This is a genomic window from Brevibacterium sp. 50QC2O2 (genome assembly GCF_024580675.1).
Classification (GTDB): Bacteria; Actinomycetota; Actinomycetes; order Actinomycetales; family Brevibacteriaceae; genus Brevibacterium; species Brevibacterium moorei.
The window spans coordinates 143,569-161,577 of the sequence record NZ_JANIJZ010000002.1 but is presented as its reverse complement, the minus strand read 5'-3'; the positions used below and the strand labels follow the sequence as shown (position 1 = coordinate 161,577).

At 65.5% G+C, this 18,009-nt stretch carries 19 protein-coding genes; 6 read left to right on the top strand and 13 right to left on the bottom strand.

Annotation, left to right across the window (positions count from 1 at the left end):
• Positions 1-94: 94 nt before the first annotated feature.
• Together arfB and NQ038_RS02190 are read left to right on the top strand one after the other, a co-directional pair.
• On the top strand, positions 95-538 hold the full coding sequence (gene arfB / locus NQ038_RS02195) for an alternative ribosome rescue aminoacyl-tRNA hydrolase ArfB (protein WP_257061730.1): 444 nt from the start codon (positions 95-97) through the stop codon (positions 536-538).
• A gap of 290 nt (positions 539-828) precedes the next feature.
• Positions 829-1,092, top strand: a complete 264-nt coding sequence (locus NQ038_RS02190; protein ID WP_257061727.1) for a hypothetical protein — start codon at positions 829-831, stop codon at positions 1,090-1,092.
• Positions 1,093-1,148: 56 nt separating this feature from the next.
• On the opposite strand, the gene NQ038_RS02185 is transcribed toward NQ038_RS02190, so the two are convergent.
• Positions 1,149-1,736, bottom strand: a complete 588-nt coding sequence (locus tag NQ038_RS02185; RefSeq protein WP_257061726.1) for a GNAT family N-acetyltransferase — start codon at positions 1,734-1,736, stop codon at positions 1,149-1,151.
• 302 nt (positions 1,737-2,038) lie between these two features.
• Between NQ038_RS02185 and NQ038_RS02180 the strand changes: the two genes are divergently transcribed.
• The 3 genes from NQ038_RS02180 (at position 2,039) to NQ038_RS02170 (ending at position 7,909) form a co-directional block, all read left to right on the top strand.
• Positions 2,039-3,628 carry a DEAD/DEAH box helicase gene (locus NQ038_RS02180; RefSeq protein ID WP_257061725.1) on the top strand — a complete coding sequence of 530 codons (1,590 nt, stop codon included), beginning with the start codon at positions 2,039-2,041 and terminating at the stop codon, positions 3,626-3,628.
• Positions 3,629-3,762: 134 nt separating this feature from the next.
• Positions 3,763-6,543: a cation-transporting P-type ATPase gene (locus NQ038_RS02175; RefSeq protein WP_257061724.1), complete on the top strand. Its 2,781-nt coding sequence runs from the start codon at positions 3,763-3,765 to the stop codon at positions 6,541-6,543.
• A 304-nt stretch (positions 6,544-6,847) separates the two neighbouring features.
• Positions 6,848-7,909, top strand: coding sequence for an alcohol dehydrogenase (locus NQ038_RS02170; protein WP_257061723.1), 1,062 nt, complete (start codon positions 6,848-6,850; stop codon positions 7,907-7,909).
• Positions 7,910-8,151: 242 nt separating this feature from the next.
• Here NQ038_RS02170 and NQ038_RS02165 read toward each other — a convergent pair whose 3' ends face one another.
• The 8 genes from NQ038_RS02165 to NQ038_RS02135 all read right to left on the bottom strand — a co-directional run bounded on the left by NQ038_RS02165 (position 8,152) and on the right by NQ038_RS02135 (position 12,846).
• Entirely contained in the window at positions 8,152-8,490 is a 339-nt protein-coding gene (locus NQ038_RS02165; RefSeq protein WP_257047135.1) for a HepT-like ribonuclease domain-containing protein, read from the bottom strand.
• On the bottom strand, positions 8,487-8,930 hold the full coding sequence (locus tag NQ038_RS02160; protein WP_257061722.1) for a helix-turn-helix domain-containing protein: 444 nt from the start codon (positions 8,928-8,930) through the stop codon (positions 8,487-8,489). Before NQ038_RS02160 ends, NQ038_RS02165 begins: the two co-directional genes overlap by 4 nt.
• Positions 8,931-9,114: 184 nt before the next feature.
• Positions 9,115-9,621, bottom strand: a complete 507-nt coding sequence (locus tag NQ038_RS02155) for a GNAT family N-acetyltransferase (protein ID WP_257048635.1) — start codon at positions 9,619-9,621, stop codon at positions 9,115-9,117.
• 86 nt (positions 9,622-9,707) lie between these two features.
• Complete coding sequence (locus NQ038_RS02150; protein ID WP_257048636.1) at positions 9,708-10,670, bottom strand: hypothetical protein; 963 nt, start codon at positions 10,668-10,670, stop codon at positions 9,708-9,710.
• Positions 10,671-10,932: 262 nt separating this feature from the next.
• Positions 10,933-11,091, bottom strand: coding sequence for a putative quinol monooxygenase (locus tag NQ038_RS15540; RefSeq protein WP_373456770.1), 159 nt, complete (start codon positions 11,089-11,091; stop codon positions 10,933-10,935).
• Between the two features lie 47 nt (positions 11,092-11,138).
• Positions 11,139-11,438 carry a HigA family addiction module antitoxin gene (locus NQ038_RS02145; protein ID WP_257048752.1) on the bottom strand — a complete coding sequence of 100 codons (300 nt, stop codon included), beginning with the start codon at positions 11,436-11,438 and terminating at the stop codon, positions 11,139-11,141.
• Positions 11,439-11,447: 9 nt separating this feature from the next.
• A complete protein-coding gene (locus tag NQ038_RS02140; protein ID WP_257048637.1) occupies positions 11,448-11,729 on the bottom strand; it encodes a type II toxin-antitoxin system RelE/ParE family toxin in 282 nt (93 codons plus the stop codon).
• A gap of 433 nt (positions 11,730-12,162) precedes the next feature.
• Complete coding sequence (locus NQ038_RS02135; protein WP_257061836.1) at positions 12,163-12,846, bottom strand: TetR/AcrR family transcriptional regulator; 684 nt, start codon at positions 12,844-12,846, stop codon at positions 12,163-12,165.
• Between the two features lie 104 nt (positions 12,847-12,950).
• On the opposite strand from NQ038_RS02135, the gene NQ038_RS02130 reads away from it, so the two are divergent.
• Positions 12,951-14,708: an oleate hydratase gene (locus tag NQ038_RS02130; protein ID WP_257061720.1), complete on the top strand. Its 1,758-nt coding sequence runs from the start codon at positions 12,951-12,953 to the stop codon at positions 14,706-14,708.
• A gap of 46 nt (positions 14,709-14,754) precedes the next feature.
• Here the strand turns inward: NQ038_RS02130 and NQ038_RS02125 are convergent, their stop codons facing one another.
• The 4 genes from NQ038_RS02125 to NQ038_RS02110 form a co-directional block, all read right to left on the bottom strand.
• Entirely contained in the window at positions 14,755-14,976 is a 222-nt protein-coding gene (locus tag NQ038_RS02125; protein WP_257061718.1) for a DUF2254 domain-containing protein, read from the bottom strand.
• A 331-nt stretch (positions 14,977-15,307) separates the two neighbouring features.
• On the bottom strand, positions 15,308-16,168 hold the full coding sequence (locus NQ038_RS02120; RefSeq protein ID WP_257061716.1) for a 3-hydroxyacyl-CoA dehydrogenase: 861 nt from the start codon (positions 16,166-16,168) through the stop codon (positions 15,308-15,310).
• A gap of 67 nt (positions 16,169-16,235) precedes the next feature.
• Positions 16,236-16,562 carry a hypothetical protein gene (locus NQ038_RS02115; RefSeq protein WP_257048643.1) on the bottom strand — a complete coding sequence of 109 codons (327 nt, stop codon included), beginning with the start codon at positions 16,560-16,562 and terminating at the stop codon, positions 16,236-16,238.
• Positions 16,563-16,832: 270 nt separating this feature from the next.
• On the bottom strand, positions 16,833-17,990 hold the full coding sequence (locus NQ038_RS02110; RefSeq protein WP_257061714.1) for a low temperature requirement protein A: 1,158 nt from the start codon (positions 17,988-17,990) through the stop codon (positions 16,833-16,835).
• Between the last annotated feature and the right edge of the window lie 19 nt (positions 17,991-18,009).

The window sequence follows — 18,009 nt, the reverse complement described above, 5'->3', positions numbered from 1 at the left end:
GATGTGCGGTTAGGACCAGTGGAGCGGGGCGACACGGACGGTCTGGCAGGCACGGAGCCGGAGGTCACGGTAGACGATCAGAACCGGATCACCTGTGGCTGAGGACCTGAGGATTCTGCCTGGGCCGGGCGCCCCCGCCGGTCTGGTGGTGCCCGCTGCCGAGCTGCTCGAACGTTTCACTCATTCGTCCGGACCCGGCGGACAGGGTGTCAATACCGCCGATTCACGGGTCCAGCTGAGCCTCGACCTGGCGACGACCTCGGCGCTGGACGATGAGCAGCGGGCCCGCGTCATGACGCGGCTGTCGACCCGCCTGGCCGGGACCGTTCTGACCGTCGAGGTGCAGGATCAGCGGGCGCAGCGGCAGAATCGAACGGTTGCCCGCGCGCGCCTGGCCGACCTGATCCGGCAGGCGCTCATCCCGCCGGTGGTGCGACGTGCGACCAAACCGACCCGGGGTTCGAAGCGGCGCAGGCTGGCGGCCAAGAAGCGCCGCTCCGAGGTCAAGCAGAACCGCCGCCGGCCCCATGGCGATTAGCCCAGCTGTTCGTCCAGCCAGGCGGAGAACGCATCCGCGTCCATCCAGGACCGGGCCCGTTAGAGGTCTTCGGGGTACTGCGTCCAGTCGGGACGCCGGGCGGAGACTTCATCGTGCATTCTCGACATGCAGCGGACACTAACACCGGAACTGTGGGCGGAATCCTCATCATCGTGCCCGATGCGTACGAGCAGGCCGGGGAACCGCGCGTTCAGGTCGTGGTGGCCGGGACGCGAATACACTTTCTTGGGATAGCCGCAGTCCGATCACACCGACCTCAGGAGATTCCCATGTACGCGACTCCCACCCGCCCCATGACCCAGGACGAACTCGACCTGATCTGCTCGGTCTGGGCCGACGCCGGCAGCGACGATCCCACTGACCAGTGGCTGGAGCTGTGGGACGGCGGCGATGCCGATGACCATGTGGAACAGCGCGATGCCATCATCGCCATCGCCCAGGATGTGGGGATCGAGTCCAGGATCGAACGCGGTGTCCTACAGGTACGCAAGACCCAGCAGCTCCACGATGAGATCGGTGAGAACTGGGCCTGACGACACGTTGGCGGTGCGTCGTTCGTCGGCGCACACGCGCTACAACCGGCCCCAGTTCATTCGATGAACCGGAGCGGCGAATAGCACGGTGTCGGGTCCGTCTGCAATCGACCGTATGTGAGGACGTCGATTCGATGGCCGTCTATCAGGAACTTGCCCCGCTCGGTCCCCTCATAGACGAATCCGGCGGCCCGGGCGACGGCTCCGGACGCCGGATTGTTGACCCTGTGGCCTAATTCCAGTCTTTCAAGTCCCAGCTCCTGCAGTGCCCAATCGGCCACCGTGGCCGCAGCGCGCTTAGCCCACCCCCGGCCTCGGGACCGGTCGGTCATCCAGTACCAGAACCAACCGTTGCGGTTGAGCGCATCGACGTCGACGCAGACCAGTCCCAACACCCCGTGCTGATCCACGATCGCCCAGGGATGATGTGCCCGGGCCGGATCGACCAACCGTTCGATGTAAAGAAGCGCCTCTTCCGCGTTCGTCACCTCGCCCTGCCTGGCCATATCCGGGTTGGAGACGAAAGCCGCGGCCACGTCGGTGGCGTCCTCGGTCCGCAGCGGACGCAGGCTGGGATCGTTGGGCCGCGCCACGGGTTCGGCTGCCTGGACCGTGTCCACGCGTGTTTGTGGGTCGGTATCCATCTGGCGACTCTAACAAAGTGACGCATTCGGAAACCGTGCATTCGGCGACTCGGGGTGAACAAGAGTAGAATGGTAGATCTTGGGCACTCGAATTCGAGTTCCCTGCGTCGTATGAACGCCTCATCATGCGGATCGACCTGCGTCATGGAGCCGGTGCCTTCGGCACCGTGCGGATGACACAGTGTACGACTGCAATTCTGAAGCACCTTCCTTGCGGCGACCGAGAGCACCGAGCGGTGCTCCCGCCCCTTACCAGGCAGCGTGCACACCCTGCACAACACACGTCCGTGTGGCTCCCTGGCGTGAAGAAAGGCTCCACCATAGCTACCTCACCGAACTCCACTGCGCCCGTCACCTTCGCCGAACTGGGAGTTCCCACTCCCCTGGTCAAGGTCCTCGGGAACAATGGGAAGACTCAGGCCTTCCCCATCCAGCAGGACACCCTGCCCGACACCCTGTCCGGCCGTGACGTTCTGGGCAGGGGCAAGACCGGGTCGGGCAAGACCCTGGCCTTCTCCATTCCCATGGTCGCCGAGCTGGCCGCCGAGGACGGTAATCGCAATCTGGCCAAGCGCCCGCGCGGCCTCATCCTCGCGCCCACCCGCGAACTGGCCACCCAGATCGATGCCGTCATCAACCCCCTGGCGGGGGCCTACGGCATGCGCACCACCACCATCTTCGGCGGCGTCAAACCGCACCGCCAGATCGTCGCCCTCAACCGTGGTGTCGACATCATCGTGGCCTGCCCGGGGCGTTTGGAGGATCTGCTCCAGCAGGACGTCCTGACCCTGGACGACATCGAGGTCACCGTCTTGGACGAGGCCGACCATATGGCGGACTTGGGCTTCCTGCCCGCCGTCACCCGGCTTTTGAAGAAGACCCCGGCCCAGGGCCAGCGGATGTTCTTCTCCGCCACCTTGGACAACGGAATCGACAAACTGGTCAAGAAGTTCCTGCACGACCCGGTCCTGCATTCGGTGGACACCCCCGATTCCCACGTGCCGGCGATGACCCACCACGTGTTCGAGGTCGACCGTGAGGATAAGAACGACCTGGTCCGCGCCCTGGCCTCCGGGATGGGCCGCAGGATCCTCTTCACCCGCACCAAGCACCAGGCCAAGCGCCTGGCCAAGCAGCTGACCAAGCGCGGCGTGCCCGCCGTGGATCTGCACGGGGACCTGTCCCAGCCGCAGCGCGATAAGCATCTGGCCGCGTTCAGCGAGGGCTCGGTCCGTGTCCTGGTCGCCACTGACGTCGCGGCACGCGGTGTGCACGTGGACGATATCGAACTGGTCGTCCATGTGGACCCGCCGGCGGAACACAAGGCGTACCTGCACCGCTCGGGGCGCACCGCGCGTGCCGGCAGTTCGGGCGACGTCGTCACGGTCATGCTGCCCGAGCAGCGCGATGACACCCAGCAGTTGCTGCGCAAGGCCAAGGTCAAGGTCAAGCCCGTCAGGGTCACGGCGGAGTCCAAACAGGTCGCCGACCTGGTGGGAGAGACTGCGCCCTATGTGGAACCGGCGGAGCCACAGCCCAAGCAGCAGCCGCGCAAGCAGTCCGGGAAGCCCTCGGGTCGTCAGCAGGGCGGTACCGCGGGCGGCGGACGCGGCGGCGCCGGCCGCAATGACAGGCGGGGTTCGGCCCGAGGCGGATCCGGCGATGCGTCCGGCCGCCGGGGCGGTTCCGGCAGCCGCAGCGGCTCTGGCAACCGTCATGCCTCCGGCAGCCGAGGCGGTTCCCGCCGTGGTTCGGGCAGCGCACTCAAGTACTCCAGCGAGACCGGGGCCCCGGCGGGATCCGGTAGCCGCGGCGGCTCGGGCCGAGGTGGCAGCGGACAGCGCGCCGGAGGGCAGCGTTCGTCCCGTGGCTCCCACAGCCGGGCCCGCTGAGCCTCTGCTGTCGACGGGGCCGGCACTCGTGCATGCGGCCCATCACCATTGCAAGCGCGGATTCACAACGTGTGAGGATATTCCCACACACGATGTGAATCCGCGCTTGCGATGCCGGGAGTACGATTGGCCGCGTGAGCACCCCCACTGCTTCTACCGCCTACCAACAGGACACCACAGCCGTTCTGAGTGATCTGGGCTCCGGCCCGAACGGCCTCACCTCCGACGAGGCCGCACGCCGCCTGACCGCCGACGGCCCCAATCGCATCGCGACGGGAAAGCAGCGCGGCTGGCCCACCATCCTGCTCGCACAGTTCCGCGACATGGTCGTCATCATGCTCTTGATCAGCGCGGTGGTGGTCGGGTTCGCCGGTGAGCTGTCCACGGCCATCGTGTTCGTCCTGCTGGTGCTGGCCAACGCCGGTATCGGATTCGTCCAAGAGCTGCGCGCCCAACGCACCATGGAAAGCCTCCAGCGCCTGGTCCACCCCAGCACCGCTGTGGTCCGCGACGGCAGGACCCAGACGATCGCAACACCGGACCTGGTCGTCGGCGATGTCGTGGAAGTCCAGGAAGGCGATTCCATCCCCGCCGACATCCGGCTCATCCGCGTCGACGGCCTTTCGACCAGCGAATTCGCGCTCACCGGCGAATCAGGATCCTCAAGGAAATCAACGGACCCCGCACACGCCGAGGCCCCACTGGCCGAGCGCCAGTCCATGGCCTTCGCCGGCACACTGGTGGCGGCCGGCGAGGGCACCGGCATCGTCACGGCAACCGCTGCGGATACGGAACTGGGCAAGATCGCGGACCTGTCATCGGGCGTGCGCGAACGCCCGGGTCCCCTGCAAAGGGAAATGGCGGCCATCACGAAGACGGTGGGCATCGGCGTTATCTGCATCACCGCGGTGCTCCTCGCGGTAGCGCTGGCCACGGCTCTGCCATTCCTCAATGCGCTGCTGTTCGCCGTTGGTCTGGCCGCCGCCCTTATCCCACAAGGGCTCCCGGCCGAGGTGAGCACGGCACTGGCGGGGGCCTCGGCCGTCCTGGCCAGGCAGAATGTCCTGGTCAAGCGGCTCAACTCCGTCGAGACACTCGGGTGCACCAGCGTCATCTGCACCGACAAGACCGGTACGCTGACCAAGAACCAGATGACGGTGACCCAGGCTGTGATCGGCGGTGTCACCGTCCAGGTGACCGGTACCGGATACAGCGCGGATGGGGCTCTGCGCCGCGGCGACACGGGAGCCACACTTACCGCCGTCGAGCACGGGCACACCGTCGACCTCGCCGAAGGCCTGGGTGCCTTCCTCGCAACCGGGGTGTTCGCCTCCACCGCCGAGGTCCTGCCACCCGACGATGACCATCCGGACCGCTATGTGCTGGGCGATCCCACCGAAGGCTGCCTGATCCCGCTGGCGGAGAAGGCCGGGCTCGATCCGCAACAGCTGCGCGCCTCGACCGAACAACTGCGGGACCTGCCGTTCGACTCCGAGCGCAAGCGCATGACGTCCGTGCGCGACGTGGACGGTTCGCCGGTGGCCTATGTCAAGGGCGCTCCGGCATCCGTGCTGGAGCGCTGTACCCGCATTCTGGTCGACGGCCCCGCAGGCACAGTGCGCGACATCACCGCCGCCGACCGCTCGCAGTTCCTCCACGAAGTCGACGAACGGGCCGGCCGCGGCCTGCGCAATCTGGCTTTTGCGATCCGTTCCCTGGACCGGGGCGAAGTCGGTGGCGACGCCGAGGCGATCGAAAGTGACCTGACCCTGTTGGGCTTGGTCTCCATGATCGATCCCCTCCACGAGGACATCCCAGCGGCGATGGACGTCACCCACGGCGCGGGGATCGCGGTCAACGTCATTACCGGCGACACCGCGCTGACCGCTGCTGCCATCGCCCAACAGGCTCACCTCAGCGGCACCGGAGTCCCGCGCACCGTCACCGACCATCGATTGCACTCCATGTCCGACGCCGAGGTACTGACGGCTGCCGAATCCGGCGGCACCGTGTTCAGCAGGGTGAATCCCGAAGACAAGATGCGCATCGTCACCCTCCTGCGCAATGCGGGCCACGTCGTGGCGGTGACCGGAGACGGCATCAACGATGCTCCAGCGCTACGCGCAGCCGACATCGGCGTGGCGATGGGCAAGGGCGGGACGGATGTCGCCAAGGACGCCGCCCAGATCGTGCTGCTGGACGATTCGTTCTCATCCTTGGTGGGCGCCGTGCGGCAGGGTCGGCGCATCTACGCGAATATCCGCAAGGGTGTGCTGTCGTGTCTGACGTCCAACGTGGCCGAGTTCGTCGTCAATGGCGTCGGTCTGGCATTGTTGGCCATCCTCGGTGTGCCTCTGCCCATCCCGGTGACGCTGTTGCTGGCCATCGACGTGCTGGGCGAGATCCTGCCGATCGCAGCGTTGGGCTCCGATCCCGAAGAAGACGAGACGCTCAAGGAGAAACCCCGCGATCCGTCCGCTCACATTCTCAACCGCTGGACCCTGCTGGATCTGGCTCTGTCCGGATTGGTCATGGGATGCCTGGCGATCGGCGGATATCTGCTGGCCTGGCGCGCACTGGGGATTCCAATCATGGCAGCAGGTTCAGCGGCCGGACAGGATGCGCAGGCGGCCGCAACGGTGACCTATGTGACCGTGTTGTGCGCCCAACTGGCGGCGATCGTCCAGCGGCGCAGCGCCCACGGGGTGTTCACGCGCTACCAGTTGAGCAATCGGATATTCTGGCTGGCGATTGGTCTGGCCGTCCTCATCATGATCGCGATCGTCTATGTTCCCGTGTTGCAGACATTCTTCAACTCCGCGGCGATTCCGCCGGTGATGTGGGCCTATGTTGCCGGTGCCGTGGTGGTCATGATCGCAGCGCGCACCGTCATCGCACGGCTGGCACGACGCTAGGCCCTGGTGCGTATCCACTCATCGTGTTTGGTCCGTCCACACCCCTCCCCCGGGTTGTAGACCAGGCCGTAGTGCAGCGCCAGTATGTTCACCCGGTGCCGGGATGACATAAGGTCTGCGCGTATGTCCCCGGCGACATGCGCGTCCAGTCCTGCAGGCAATACCGGGCCACTGCTTGCGTCCAGATTAAAAGGAGATATAGCCTGCTGTTTATCCGTGCCGGCAATTTGCCGAGCCCGCAATACCACCATGGTTGCGGCGCGCGGACCATCGAACCATGCAGTGCACGATCAAGGAGGATCACATGCAGGTATTCGGAATCGCGGAGCCGGGCGCCCCCGCCGAGGAAATCGAAATCGCAACGCCAGAGCTCACGGGGGCGTCGGTCCTCGTCAAGATAACCCATTCGGGTATCTGCCACTCCGACGTCCACTGCGCAGAAGGCTATTTCGACTTAGGGGACGCGGGCCAGATGCCCGTCACCGACGCAGGTGCCGAATATCCATTCGTGCTCGGCCATGAGATCGTCGGCGAGGTCGTAGCTGCCGGACCCGAAGCCGGCGTGGAGCCAGGAGACACGAAATACATCGTGTACCCCTGGATCGGCTGCGGTGAGTGCCAGCCCTGCCGCGACGACAACGAGAACTACTGCATCGGGGCCAAGCGAAACCTCTCGATCGCGCTCAAGGGCGGTTTCGCCCGCGAGGTCTGGGTCCCGGACTCGCGCTACCTCATCCCGGTGGGTGACCTGGACCCGGCATGGGCCGCGACACTGGCCTGCTCGGGTGTGACGGGCTACGCTGCGGTTTCCAAAGTGCTGACGGAGGAGGTCGACCGGCCGATCGCGGTCGTCGGCACCGGCGGCGTCGGACTGAGCGCGGTGGCCCTGCTGGCGGCACGCGGACACAAGAACATCGTCGCCGCCGACGTCAACGAGGCCTCACTGGAGAACGCACGGAAGGCCGGCGCGACCGCGACGGTGCTCACCACCGGCGCAGACCCCGTGACCGATCTCGTGACGGCCGGGGGCGGCAAGTTGGCCGGGGCGATCGACTTCGTCAACAACGGCGCTACCTCCGGTCTGGCGCTGGGCGCTATGGGAATCGGCGGGAAGCTCGTCAGCGTCGGCCTGTTCGGCGGTCAGTTGGCGTTCCCCACCACGGTGATGGCTCTCAACCAGCTCAAGATCGAGGGCAACTTCGTCGGCAGCCTCCCCCAGTTGCGCGCCCTGGTGGATCTGGCCAACTCCACCGAGCTGCCGAAACTGCCGATCACCGAGGCACCGTTGGAAGCTCAGACCGTCAACGACACCCTCCAGGGCCTGGCCGAGCGCACCGTCGTCGGGCGCTTTGTTATGGTCTCCTGATATCGCCGGAGCCGGGCCGGGAAAGCACCCGGCCCGGGAGCTTGCGGAAGGGGAGCGTTCTTGTCCGCCTTCACCCGATCGCCTGCGGGCCGGTTCCCGTAGTCGGTCGGGTGGCGGGCCGGGCCGAATCCAGTCGGCCCGGCCACTGATCCCAGTGCAGAATCGCCCCGCCGCAGCGCCCTGTTCCGAGCCGTCGGGGAACCGGGACTCGACCAAGTTCCGACACACTGCAACACTTGCCGTCAGGACCCGAGCACCGTGACGATGTAGTTCCTGATCACCGGAAGATCACCCACGAGGGTGTCCCAGACGGCCCCATAGTCCGTTTCCTCATATTGGTGCGCGAGGCGATCTCGCATTCGCTTGATCGGCGACCAGGGCACCTGCGGATGCTCCTCCACGAGCCCGGCGCTCAATCGTGCCACATTCTCACCGATCTTGATGATCACCGACTCCGAGGCCAGACCCGGGACATTCTCCGCGTCGCCGACGTACCAATCATGGCCGCGCGCCGCCAGCGCTTCACCGACTGAGCACAAACGCACAATCTCTCGTAGAGCGGCCTCGTCCCGCGCAATCACACGGCAACCGCTGTCCGGAGAATCTCGTGGCCCGGTGCAAGACCACCATCACTGACGACATCGACCTCGACTCCGAGCAGTTCGCTCGCCGCATCAGCGAATGAGGCAAGGCCGAGCAAGCCGACGCCCCCGGTACGCGTCACCAATAGGTCGAGGTCGCTTCCCGGATGATCGGAACCACGGGAAGCCGATCCGAACACGCGTACATTGCTGAGTCCGAATCTGCCGGCAAGGCTCTCAAGTGCTGCGGCATGCGCGGCAAGCGCCTCATGCGGCAACGGTTTGGCTGCGCGACGCAGCCGTTCGATCATCTGTGGCGATGCCCGTCGGCTCCCCGACTCATAGGCCGCAATGTTCGGCTGTGCGACGCCCGAGCGCGTTGCCAACTCCGCCTGACTCAGACCGGCGGATTCCCTGATCTCACGAACCACGGTGCTCATTCGTCCATGATATCGCGTGATATAGGTCCCCCGCGAGGACTCCCAATCGCTAGAACCGGAACTCACTCGCGCTACGTCGCTGATGGACATGATGCAGTCCGCCGACGTGGACCCCGTGATTCTATAAGGGCTCATTGCAGATAGGACGAATGTCAGCCGCCGAGGAGCGCTTCGAAACTCAGTGTCAGACGTGGAAACGGAACCCCACCACATCACCGGTTACTTCTCCTCCCGACAACGCCATGTGCAGTAACGGATACGGAAGACCCTGCTGGTCCGCCTCGCTTCGACCAACGACCACGAACCCGTGCCGACGGTAGAACTCGGAGGCCTGCGTGTTCTGCTCGTTGACGTCAACGGTTGTCACACCGTTTCTGGCGACGACGGCCTCCAACAATGCAGAACCGATCCCGCTGGCTCGCTGACAGGCGTCAACAAAGAGCATCTCCAGTCGGCGCTCTCCGACACCTGCGAACCCCGAGACCACACCGCCACGCTCTGCCACGTACACGTCGACTTCTGGCAGGTAGTCCGACTCAAGTTGCGACTGAATCTGGTCACGATGCACCGGAGCCAAGAAGTCGTGCGTCGCATCTACAGCGCTCCGCCAGATCTCGACAAGCCTGGGATACTCCCTCGCGCCGTTCACCGGCCGAATACAGACTGCAGAATCACGGCTGCGCAAACTCACTTCTTTCCTCCTCCAGAGGGGTATTCCGCTATACGTTAAACCGGAACTCCACCGAGTTCCGACACGGAGCAACCTCTACAACGCGATTAATGCTCCCTACCATCAAGGGGATCAGTTTCTAACTCTCCCGCTTCGAACCCAATACTCCAAGGTAAATACGGACCCATACCAAAAAATGTCCATCCGACTCCATTGCGCCACACCAACGTCAGAACCGTCGCACCCCGCGCCCCACAGCGCGTATCTCGATCATCGAGGAGACGAACGTATGCTATGCGAGGCGTCGGATACCAGACGTGCAGCGCTAGGTTAGCAGTTCTAAGTATTTTTCGAATTTCTAACAACTCGTCTTCGGGTGTCTCGTTCCACCCAACTGCTTGGTCAACCAAATACTCGTGAAATTGTTGATCAGCAATACTCTCATCGTTCGCAACTGTAGTAAACGCAAAGACAATTGCAAGTGGATTATATGGATTCTCGACAGGACCGGCCTGAGCCAGAGAAAATTCATCCTCGGCCTCTACCATCGCTGCTGCGATTGGCCCTTTCACTTTTTCTAGCTTTCCATCGAATTCCCGTCTCCACCGACCACCTTCGTGATCGCTGAAAACCACCTCCGCTACGAGCCCTCGGAAAGCATCATGAGCAAATTCACCAAAACCCAGCATCCCCATAGTCACGTCGTAGACAAATTCTCGCTTCGGTGGAAGGACCGGAATCACTCTCGGTGCGGATAGTGGTCCGAGTCGAATCACACCGTCACCAGTCTCGATCCCGCAAGTAACTTCAGCTTTAAAAACTGGCTCATCAGATTCATTTGCGAGATGCAGATAGACTGATCGCTGATAGTAATCTCCATCAGCACTTGGACTATAGCTGTGTTCAAGCCAAGCAGATACCAAGGAGGCGACTTTCCTCCGTGCAAAAATACGCCGGCGTACAGAAATAACAATGGCGACCGTCGCTTGGCAGAGAGCAACGACCAGAGCCACGACAACAGCGCCAACCGTCCCGATCGTAGTCCAATAGTCATAATTGACTTGGTCCATTGTCCCTCTTCACTGCTTCTCAGCGACGAACCCACGAACCCAGGTCGTCAGTGGCGTAGCTGTCATACAAGTATGCGGCCTCGGCTACTCGAAGACACCATACATCTCACTTCGCTCAGCGAGAAGTTACACATTGAACCTAAACTCCACCACATTCCGACACAAATCAATCTCTGGCACTGTCGAGCTATTTGGCACTCGTCCCGAAGGCGTAGTCCCGCCTGATTCCAGCAGTTGCATGTCCCCAGCCGCTCGTCCGCACTCACGCCTGATGAGCGTCAAACCCTGACTCATCAGCTAATCTCTCGGCAACCGACCAAATAAGCGGATCCCCCGTTTGCACAACCTCAAAGAGAAGACAGCCGGCCTCTGCCCGAGTGAGTTCAATATGTCGGGGCTGGTAACGGCAGACGGTCTCCACCTCTGCGTCGTCCGCACACCGGAGGAGACCCGCCAACTCGTTCACGCTCACGCAACCTTCAGTGGGGTAATCTCTGCGATCTGGCCGGCGGCTCGGTCCTCGGCAATTTCCAGATCATAACGAGTCTGCAGATTCAGCCAGAACTGGGGGTCCGTACCAAAGTAGCGCCCCAGCCGAAGTGCAGTGTCAGCGGTTATTGCACGCTTGCCGTGGACGATCTCATTGATTCGACGGGGAGGTACTCCAATGGACACGGCCAGCTTGTGCTGTGTGATCCCGAATCCTCCGATGAAGTCCTCCATCAAGACCTCACCAGGATGGATCGGTGGGTAGAGCTTCTCGGACATCATGCCTCCTCAGTGGTAATCCTCGATCTTCACGTCTTCTGGCCCAGCATCCGTCCAACGGAAGCAGATCCTCCACTGGTCATTGACCCGGACGCTGTACTGTCCCCGCCGGTCGCCCTTCAACGCCTCAAGGCGGTTGCCGGGCGGGACACGCAGAACTTGTAACGTCGTTGCCGCATCCAGAAGATGCAGCTTCCTGTTCTCGGCTTTGTGGATTCGCGGATCAAGTCGCTTGACAGGTTTACGGAACCACACGCGCTCCGTATCCCGGTCGGCGAACGATCTGATCATGACGAAATGCTGCCACACCTAACGCGACACGTCAATAACGCTATACGTTAAACCGGAACTCGACCACGTTCCGTAGCCGAATAACCTTTGACGTAGATTGACTCCATGAGTGCTGAGCCTCGGCGGGTCGCCGTCTACCTGCGGATCTCTCAGTATCGCGAGAACCGTCGCCTGGGCATGGACCGCCACAGGGAGGACGCCGAGGCGCTCATCAAGGCTAGAGGATGGACTCCAGCAGGGGTCTACGAGGACAACGACATCTCCGGCAATGGAGTTCTCCGATGCCGCCATCGCCCCCGCCCTGCTGGGCGAGGACCTGACGGTGGGCCCCACACGACCCCGGCGGGCACGCGCCTGCCGGCCACGCGGTGGGCAATCGCGGCGGCGCCGGCCGGTGCCAGCGGCGGCTCGAACGGCCCGGACGGCTTCCGGGTCACCGGGCGGCGCCCGCCCCCGCCACCACGAGGTCGATGAGCCGGCGGAGCACCACATCGACGTCCTCGCCGTCGATCCGTCTCTGCCGGGAGCGGTTGAGCTCGGCCAGCACCCCGGCGACGATGAGGCGGGCGCCGGCCGCCGCAGCCGCACCGGGCTCGTCGCCAGCAGTGCCTGTCGCACCGTCCCGCGCCGCTCCGATCGCACCGGAAGCGTCGGCCCGGCCGTCCTGCAGGCGCGCGGCGATCTGCTCTTCGAGGCGATCGACGTGGTCGAGGACCCGCCGGCGATGCGGCATATCCGCACCGAAGAGGATCTCGCGGGCGACCCACGTCGTGGGCTCGGGCCAGCGGCGCATCGCGGCGACGAACGGCGAGATCAGCTCCGCGATCTGGGCCGCGGTCTCCCCCGCCGCCGGCGCGGAGCGCGGCGGGGCCGTGTTCGCCTGCTCGTGGGCGCCCCAGAGCGGCTCAGCGACCATCATGAGCAGCTCCGCCTTCGTGGCCGCGTACTGGAAGACGGTCCCCTGCGCCACATCCGCGACGCGCGCGACCTCGCTCATCGACGTGCGCTCGAACCCGCGCTCCTCGAACAGCGCCAGCGCCGCGGCGAGGATGCGGGCGCGCTTGTCCGCCTTCGCCCGCTCGCGCCTGCCCGGCGCCGCCGCTTGCCCGTGCCGCATGGAATCCTGAGTCCTCACACCGCGATTGTAGTCGACTCATTATTGAGTACACTCAATTACGAGGCCGGACGACCGCCGTCCGGCCTCGTCGGGAAGGACGGACCATGGAACACACGGCAGGCAACTACGAGGCATTCGCGCGCCCCCGCCCCGCGCGGCACGCCCAGGAGACGAAGGCGTACATCGTCGGCAGCGGGCTGGCCGGGCTCGCGGCGGCCGTCTTCCTCATCCGCGACGCCGGGGTCCCCGGCGCCAACGTCACGATCCTCGAGAAGGGCGAGACCTCCGGCGGTGCCCTCGACGGCCTCGACGTCCCAGAGAAGGGCTTCGTCATCCGCGGCGGCCGGGAGCTGGAGAACCACATGGAGTGCCTGTGGGACATGATGCGCTCCATCCCCTCCCTGGAGCTCGAGGACGCCTCCGTGCTCGACGAGTTCTACTGGCTCAACAAGGACGACCCCAACTACTCGCTGCGTCGCGCCACCGTGCGCCAGGGCGAGGACGCCGGCCACGAGGGCCGCTTCGACCTGCCGAAGCGGGCGCAGAAGGACCTGTTGAAGATCTTCCTCGCCGAGCGCTCCGAGATGGAGGGCAAGCGCATCGACGAGGTGATGGGCCGCGAGTTCCTCGACTCGCCGTTCTGGATGTACTGGCGGACGATGTTCGCCTTCGAGGAGTGGCACTCCGCGCTCGAGTTCAAGCTCTACCTCCACCGCTTCATCCACCACATCGGCGGGCTGCCCGACTTCACGGCGCTGAAGTTCACGAAGTACAACCAGTACGAGTCCTTCGTCCTGCCGCTCATGCACTACCTCACCGAGCACGGCGTCGTCTTCCGCTCCGGCACCGAGGTCCTCGATGTGGACTTCGCCCACCGCAACGGCGAGATCCGCGCCACCGCGATCCACTGCCGCCGCGACGGCGCCGAGGAGACCATCGAGCTCGGCGAGCACGACCTCGCGCTCATGACGATCGGCTCGCTCGTGGACAACTCCGATGACGGCGACCACCACACGCCCGCAGCCCTCAACGAGGGCCCGGCCCCGGCCTGGGACCTGTGGAAGCGCATCGCGAAGAAGGACACGGCGTTCGGGCGCCCGGAGGTCTTCTGCTCCTCGATCGAGGAGACGAAGTGGGAATCGGCCACCGTCACGACGCTTGATGAGCGCATCCCCGCCTACATCGAGCGCATCGCCCAGCGCGATCCGTTCAGCGGCCGCGTGGTCACCGGCGGCATCGTCACCGCCGAGGACTCCTCCTGGCTGCTGAGCTGGACGGTCAATCGCCAGCCGCACTTCAAGAAGCAGCCGAAGGATCAGATCGTCGTCTGGGTCTACGGTCTGTTCGTCGACGTCGACGGCGACTACGTGAAGAAGCCCCTGGCGCAGTGCACCGGCGAGGAGATCACCCAGGAGTGGCTCTACCACCTGGGCGTGCCCGTCGAGGAGATCCCCGAGCTCGCGGCGACCGGCGCCCGGTGCGTGCCGGTCATGATGCCCTACGTGACGAGCTTCTTCATGCCCCGCCGCGCGGGTGACCGGCCGCAGGTCGTGCCGGAGGGGGCGGCGAACTTCGCGTTCCTCGGGCAGTTCGCGGAGACCGGCCGCGACACGATCTTCACGACCGAGTACTCGGTGCGCACCGGCATGGAGGCCGTTTACGAACTCCTCGACGTGGAGCGCGGCGTGCCGGAGACCTGGGGTTCCACGTACGATGTGCGCGACCTGCTCGAGGCCTCGGCGCGCATGCGCGACGGCAAGAAGGTGGAGATGCCCGGCCCGGCCGCGCTGCGCGGCTACCTGCGCGGCAGGCTCGAGCACGGGGAGATCGGCCAGCTCCTCGAGGAGCACGGGCTCATCTGAGCCCCGCCCACCGCGGGTGCGCCTCGGGCCCGGTCCCGAGGCGCGCCTAGGCTGGTCCCATGTCGCCCACCGCTCCCCTCGGCTCCGAATCCCGCCTGCCCGCCGCCTGGCGGCCCTGGCGCCGGCCCTCGCGATCGGCCTGGAAGACCGGCGAGATGCGCACGGACAGGGCGGTGACGCCCAGGCTCATGGCGGGCGTCAGCGCGCTGAAGACGAGGCCGGCCAAGGTGACCATGGCCCCGGAGATGATGCCCAGCAGCGAGCCCACGGCCCCCCGCGTCGAGCTGCGGGTAGTGCAGCGGCGGCGCGAGCGCGCGGTCGAGGGCAGGCAGCACGGCGCCGATGGCGAGCAGGAAGAGGCGCAGGGGGATGCCCCACATCGTGGGCACGCGGACGTGGCGGCACATGGCGGCCCATTCGCGGCGGTCGGCGGCTGTCTCCCGGCGGGCCGGGCCCGCCTCGGAATCGCCGTCCCTCAGCGCTGCACCCACACGGACCTCCTCGCGACCGGGCCGCCCGGCGGCGCGCCCGCCGCACCCGTGGCGCGGCAGGTCGAGCCTACCGAGCGCGGCCCACCTCCACCACAGAGCGGGCGGGACTCAGCCCTGCGGGTCGTCGTAGAAGCCGCCGCCCGCGCCGGCGCCCATGCGTCCGCGGTCGATATAGTGCTCCTTGAGCCAGGCGGCGAGGCGCTGGCTGTGCTCATCGCCGCTCGACAGGATGTTGTAGGCGGTGCCAAGGCCCACGACGTCGTAGATCTGGAACGGTCCCATGGGCGCGCCCGTGGCGATCCGCCAGACGTTGTCGACGTCCTCTGGCTGTGCGTAGCCGCCCGCCGCCAGGTCGAGGGCCGCATTGAGGAAGGGCACGAGCAGCGAGTTGAGCACGTAGCCGGGGCGCTCCTTGAGCACGGGGATGGGCACCATGCCGATGGCGCGGGCGAACTCCACGACCGTGTCGAAGACCGCGGGGCTCGTCTCCGCTGTGCCCATGACCTCGACGGTGTTGAACTTCCAGATCTGGTTGGCGAAGTGCAGGGCGAGGAAGCGGTCGGGACGCCCCGTGAAGTCCTTCATGTCGCTGGGCAGCAGGGTCGAGGAGTTCGTCGCGAAGATCGTGTGCTCGGGGGCGAGCGCCGCGAGCTTCTCGTAGGTCTCGCGCTTTATGTCGAGGCGCTCCGGGACGGCCTCGATGATGAGATCGGCATTCCCCGCGGCCTGCGCGAGGTCCGTCGTCATCGCCAGGCGCTCGAGCGCTGCCTGCGTGCTGGCCTCGGTGGAGCCCTCGACCTCGGCCCGGTAGGCGGTGACGAGCGCGTCCAGGCGCTTGCGGCCGGCGCTCAGGGCCTCGTCGCCGATGTCGTAGACGGTGACGTCGAAGCCGGAGTAGGCGGTCTGGTAGGCGATCTGGGCGCCGAGCACTCCGGCACCCAGCACGGTGACGCGGGCGATGTCGCTCATGGTGTTCCTCCTCGATGGGCCGCCGGGGCGGCAGCCGCGCAACCTGCGCGCCTATTTTTGAGCTTACTCATTTTTCCGCGCACGGCAAGGGCGCGGCCCGGCGCCCGCTCCCCTGGAACTCGCGCAGGAAGATCTGCGCCCCGGCGGGCCCAATGCCGGGAAAGGCGCGCAGCAGGCGGCTCAGGGCCGCGGGCTCCCCGTGCCCCGTTGCACGCAGCCGACGCAGGTCACCGCCGTAGTCCGCGAGCAGGTGCGCGGGCATGCGGCCCAGGCGGGTCGCAGTGCTCTCGTCGTAGCGGCGGTAGCCGGCGCGGCCCAGCGCGGCGACGCGCTGGCGGTGCGTCGAGGCGCGCATGTGCGCCGGGGGTGGTGAGGCCGGCGTCCCACAGCTCACGCGCGGCGGCCACCGCGATGTCCGCCCCATCGTGGTCCCTTCGCAGTGGAGCAGGTCCATCGGAATCTTAGCTATGGCCACCGACAACGAGAGATGTGTTCGGGCCGCAGAAGGCATCTATGGACCTATCGCCAGACGTTGGATCGGAACACTCAGACCCCTTGCCCGCAGGGCCCAAGCAACACAGCCCCTGGTCAGGCCGGCTCCCTACACATTGAAGCGGAACTCCACCACATTCCGGCACTAAGAACCATCTCGGGCTCTAGCAGATCATTTGTGTGGTGTGCTGGTCTGCCTGAGATGAGCTGTACGCGCGGCAAGTATGGCGGTCACGGCGAGTACCGAGACGCTGAGCAGGATCACCGGCAGCTGATGGTCGAGAAGCACTGCGCCCAGACCAATGAGGGCGAGTACGCCTACAGCGATAAAGCGGGACCGCGCCAATCGACCGAACCTGGAGCGCAGGAACAGGACGTTTCCGATGAGGTAGACGATCGGTCCTGCGACCGTGACGAGGACGATCGCGGGCGTGAGGTGCTCGTGTGAGAGACGCAGCTCAATGGATACCGCGACGAGGATCGCCCCCAGCACCATGAGTGCGTGCGCGTAGGCATATGCGGACCGCAGCGCACCTGTGGAGGAGTCACCCCCCGCGGTCTCCGGCCCGGCGAGGGCGAAGTAGTTCCACCAGAGGACGAACAGGGAGGCGAAGCCCACCAGCACGCTCACCGCCAGAGCGACTGTGAGTTGTCCGTGGGTGACGATTGTGCCGCCCATGAGCAGCACAGACTCGCCGAGGGCGATGATGAAGACGAGGCGGTTGCGTTCGGCGAGGTGGTCAGCGTCGGTGTCCCACGCGCTCATGGGCGCAGCACCGATCCCCGGGATCCTGTAGTCGGCCAGTGGCGCGGCGTAGTCGATGAGGACGGCGATCAACCAGGCCAGCAGCCGCCATTCGGCGGGCAGTGCAGCCCCCATGACCCAGAAGATGCCTGCGAGCAGGGTCCACAGCAGCAGCATCCGGTAGTTCGACGCGAGCTGCTGTCCGCGGTGTGCGATCATCATGAACACCGGCCGTAGGATCCCCATGAACAGGTAGCAGCCGACGAACAGCCATGCGCCGTCGCCGAACGCGCTGGGGATGGCGATGGCCATGCCGAGTGCGGCGAGCATGAGGACCCCGGAGAGCAGTTGCACGGCCGTGCGGGACGGGTCGAGCCAGTTCATCGCCCACGCGGTGTAGTTCCACCCCCACCACACTGCGGCGAAGACGACCATGGTCTGCGCTGCCCCCGTCCACGACAGGTGCTCGATGAGCAGATGTGAGAGCTGGATGATGGCGAAGACGTAGACCAGGTCGAAGAAGAGCTCGACCGGCCCGACTTCGGATCGACGGTTCCCGGGGCGTGCTAGCGGAACGATGGTCATGCGGTGGGTCCTCACAACG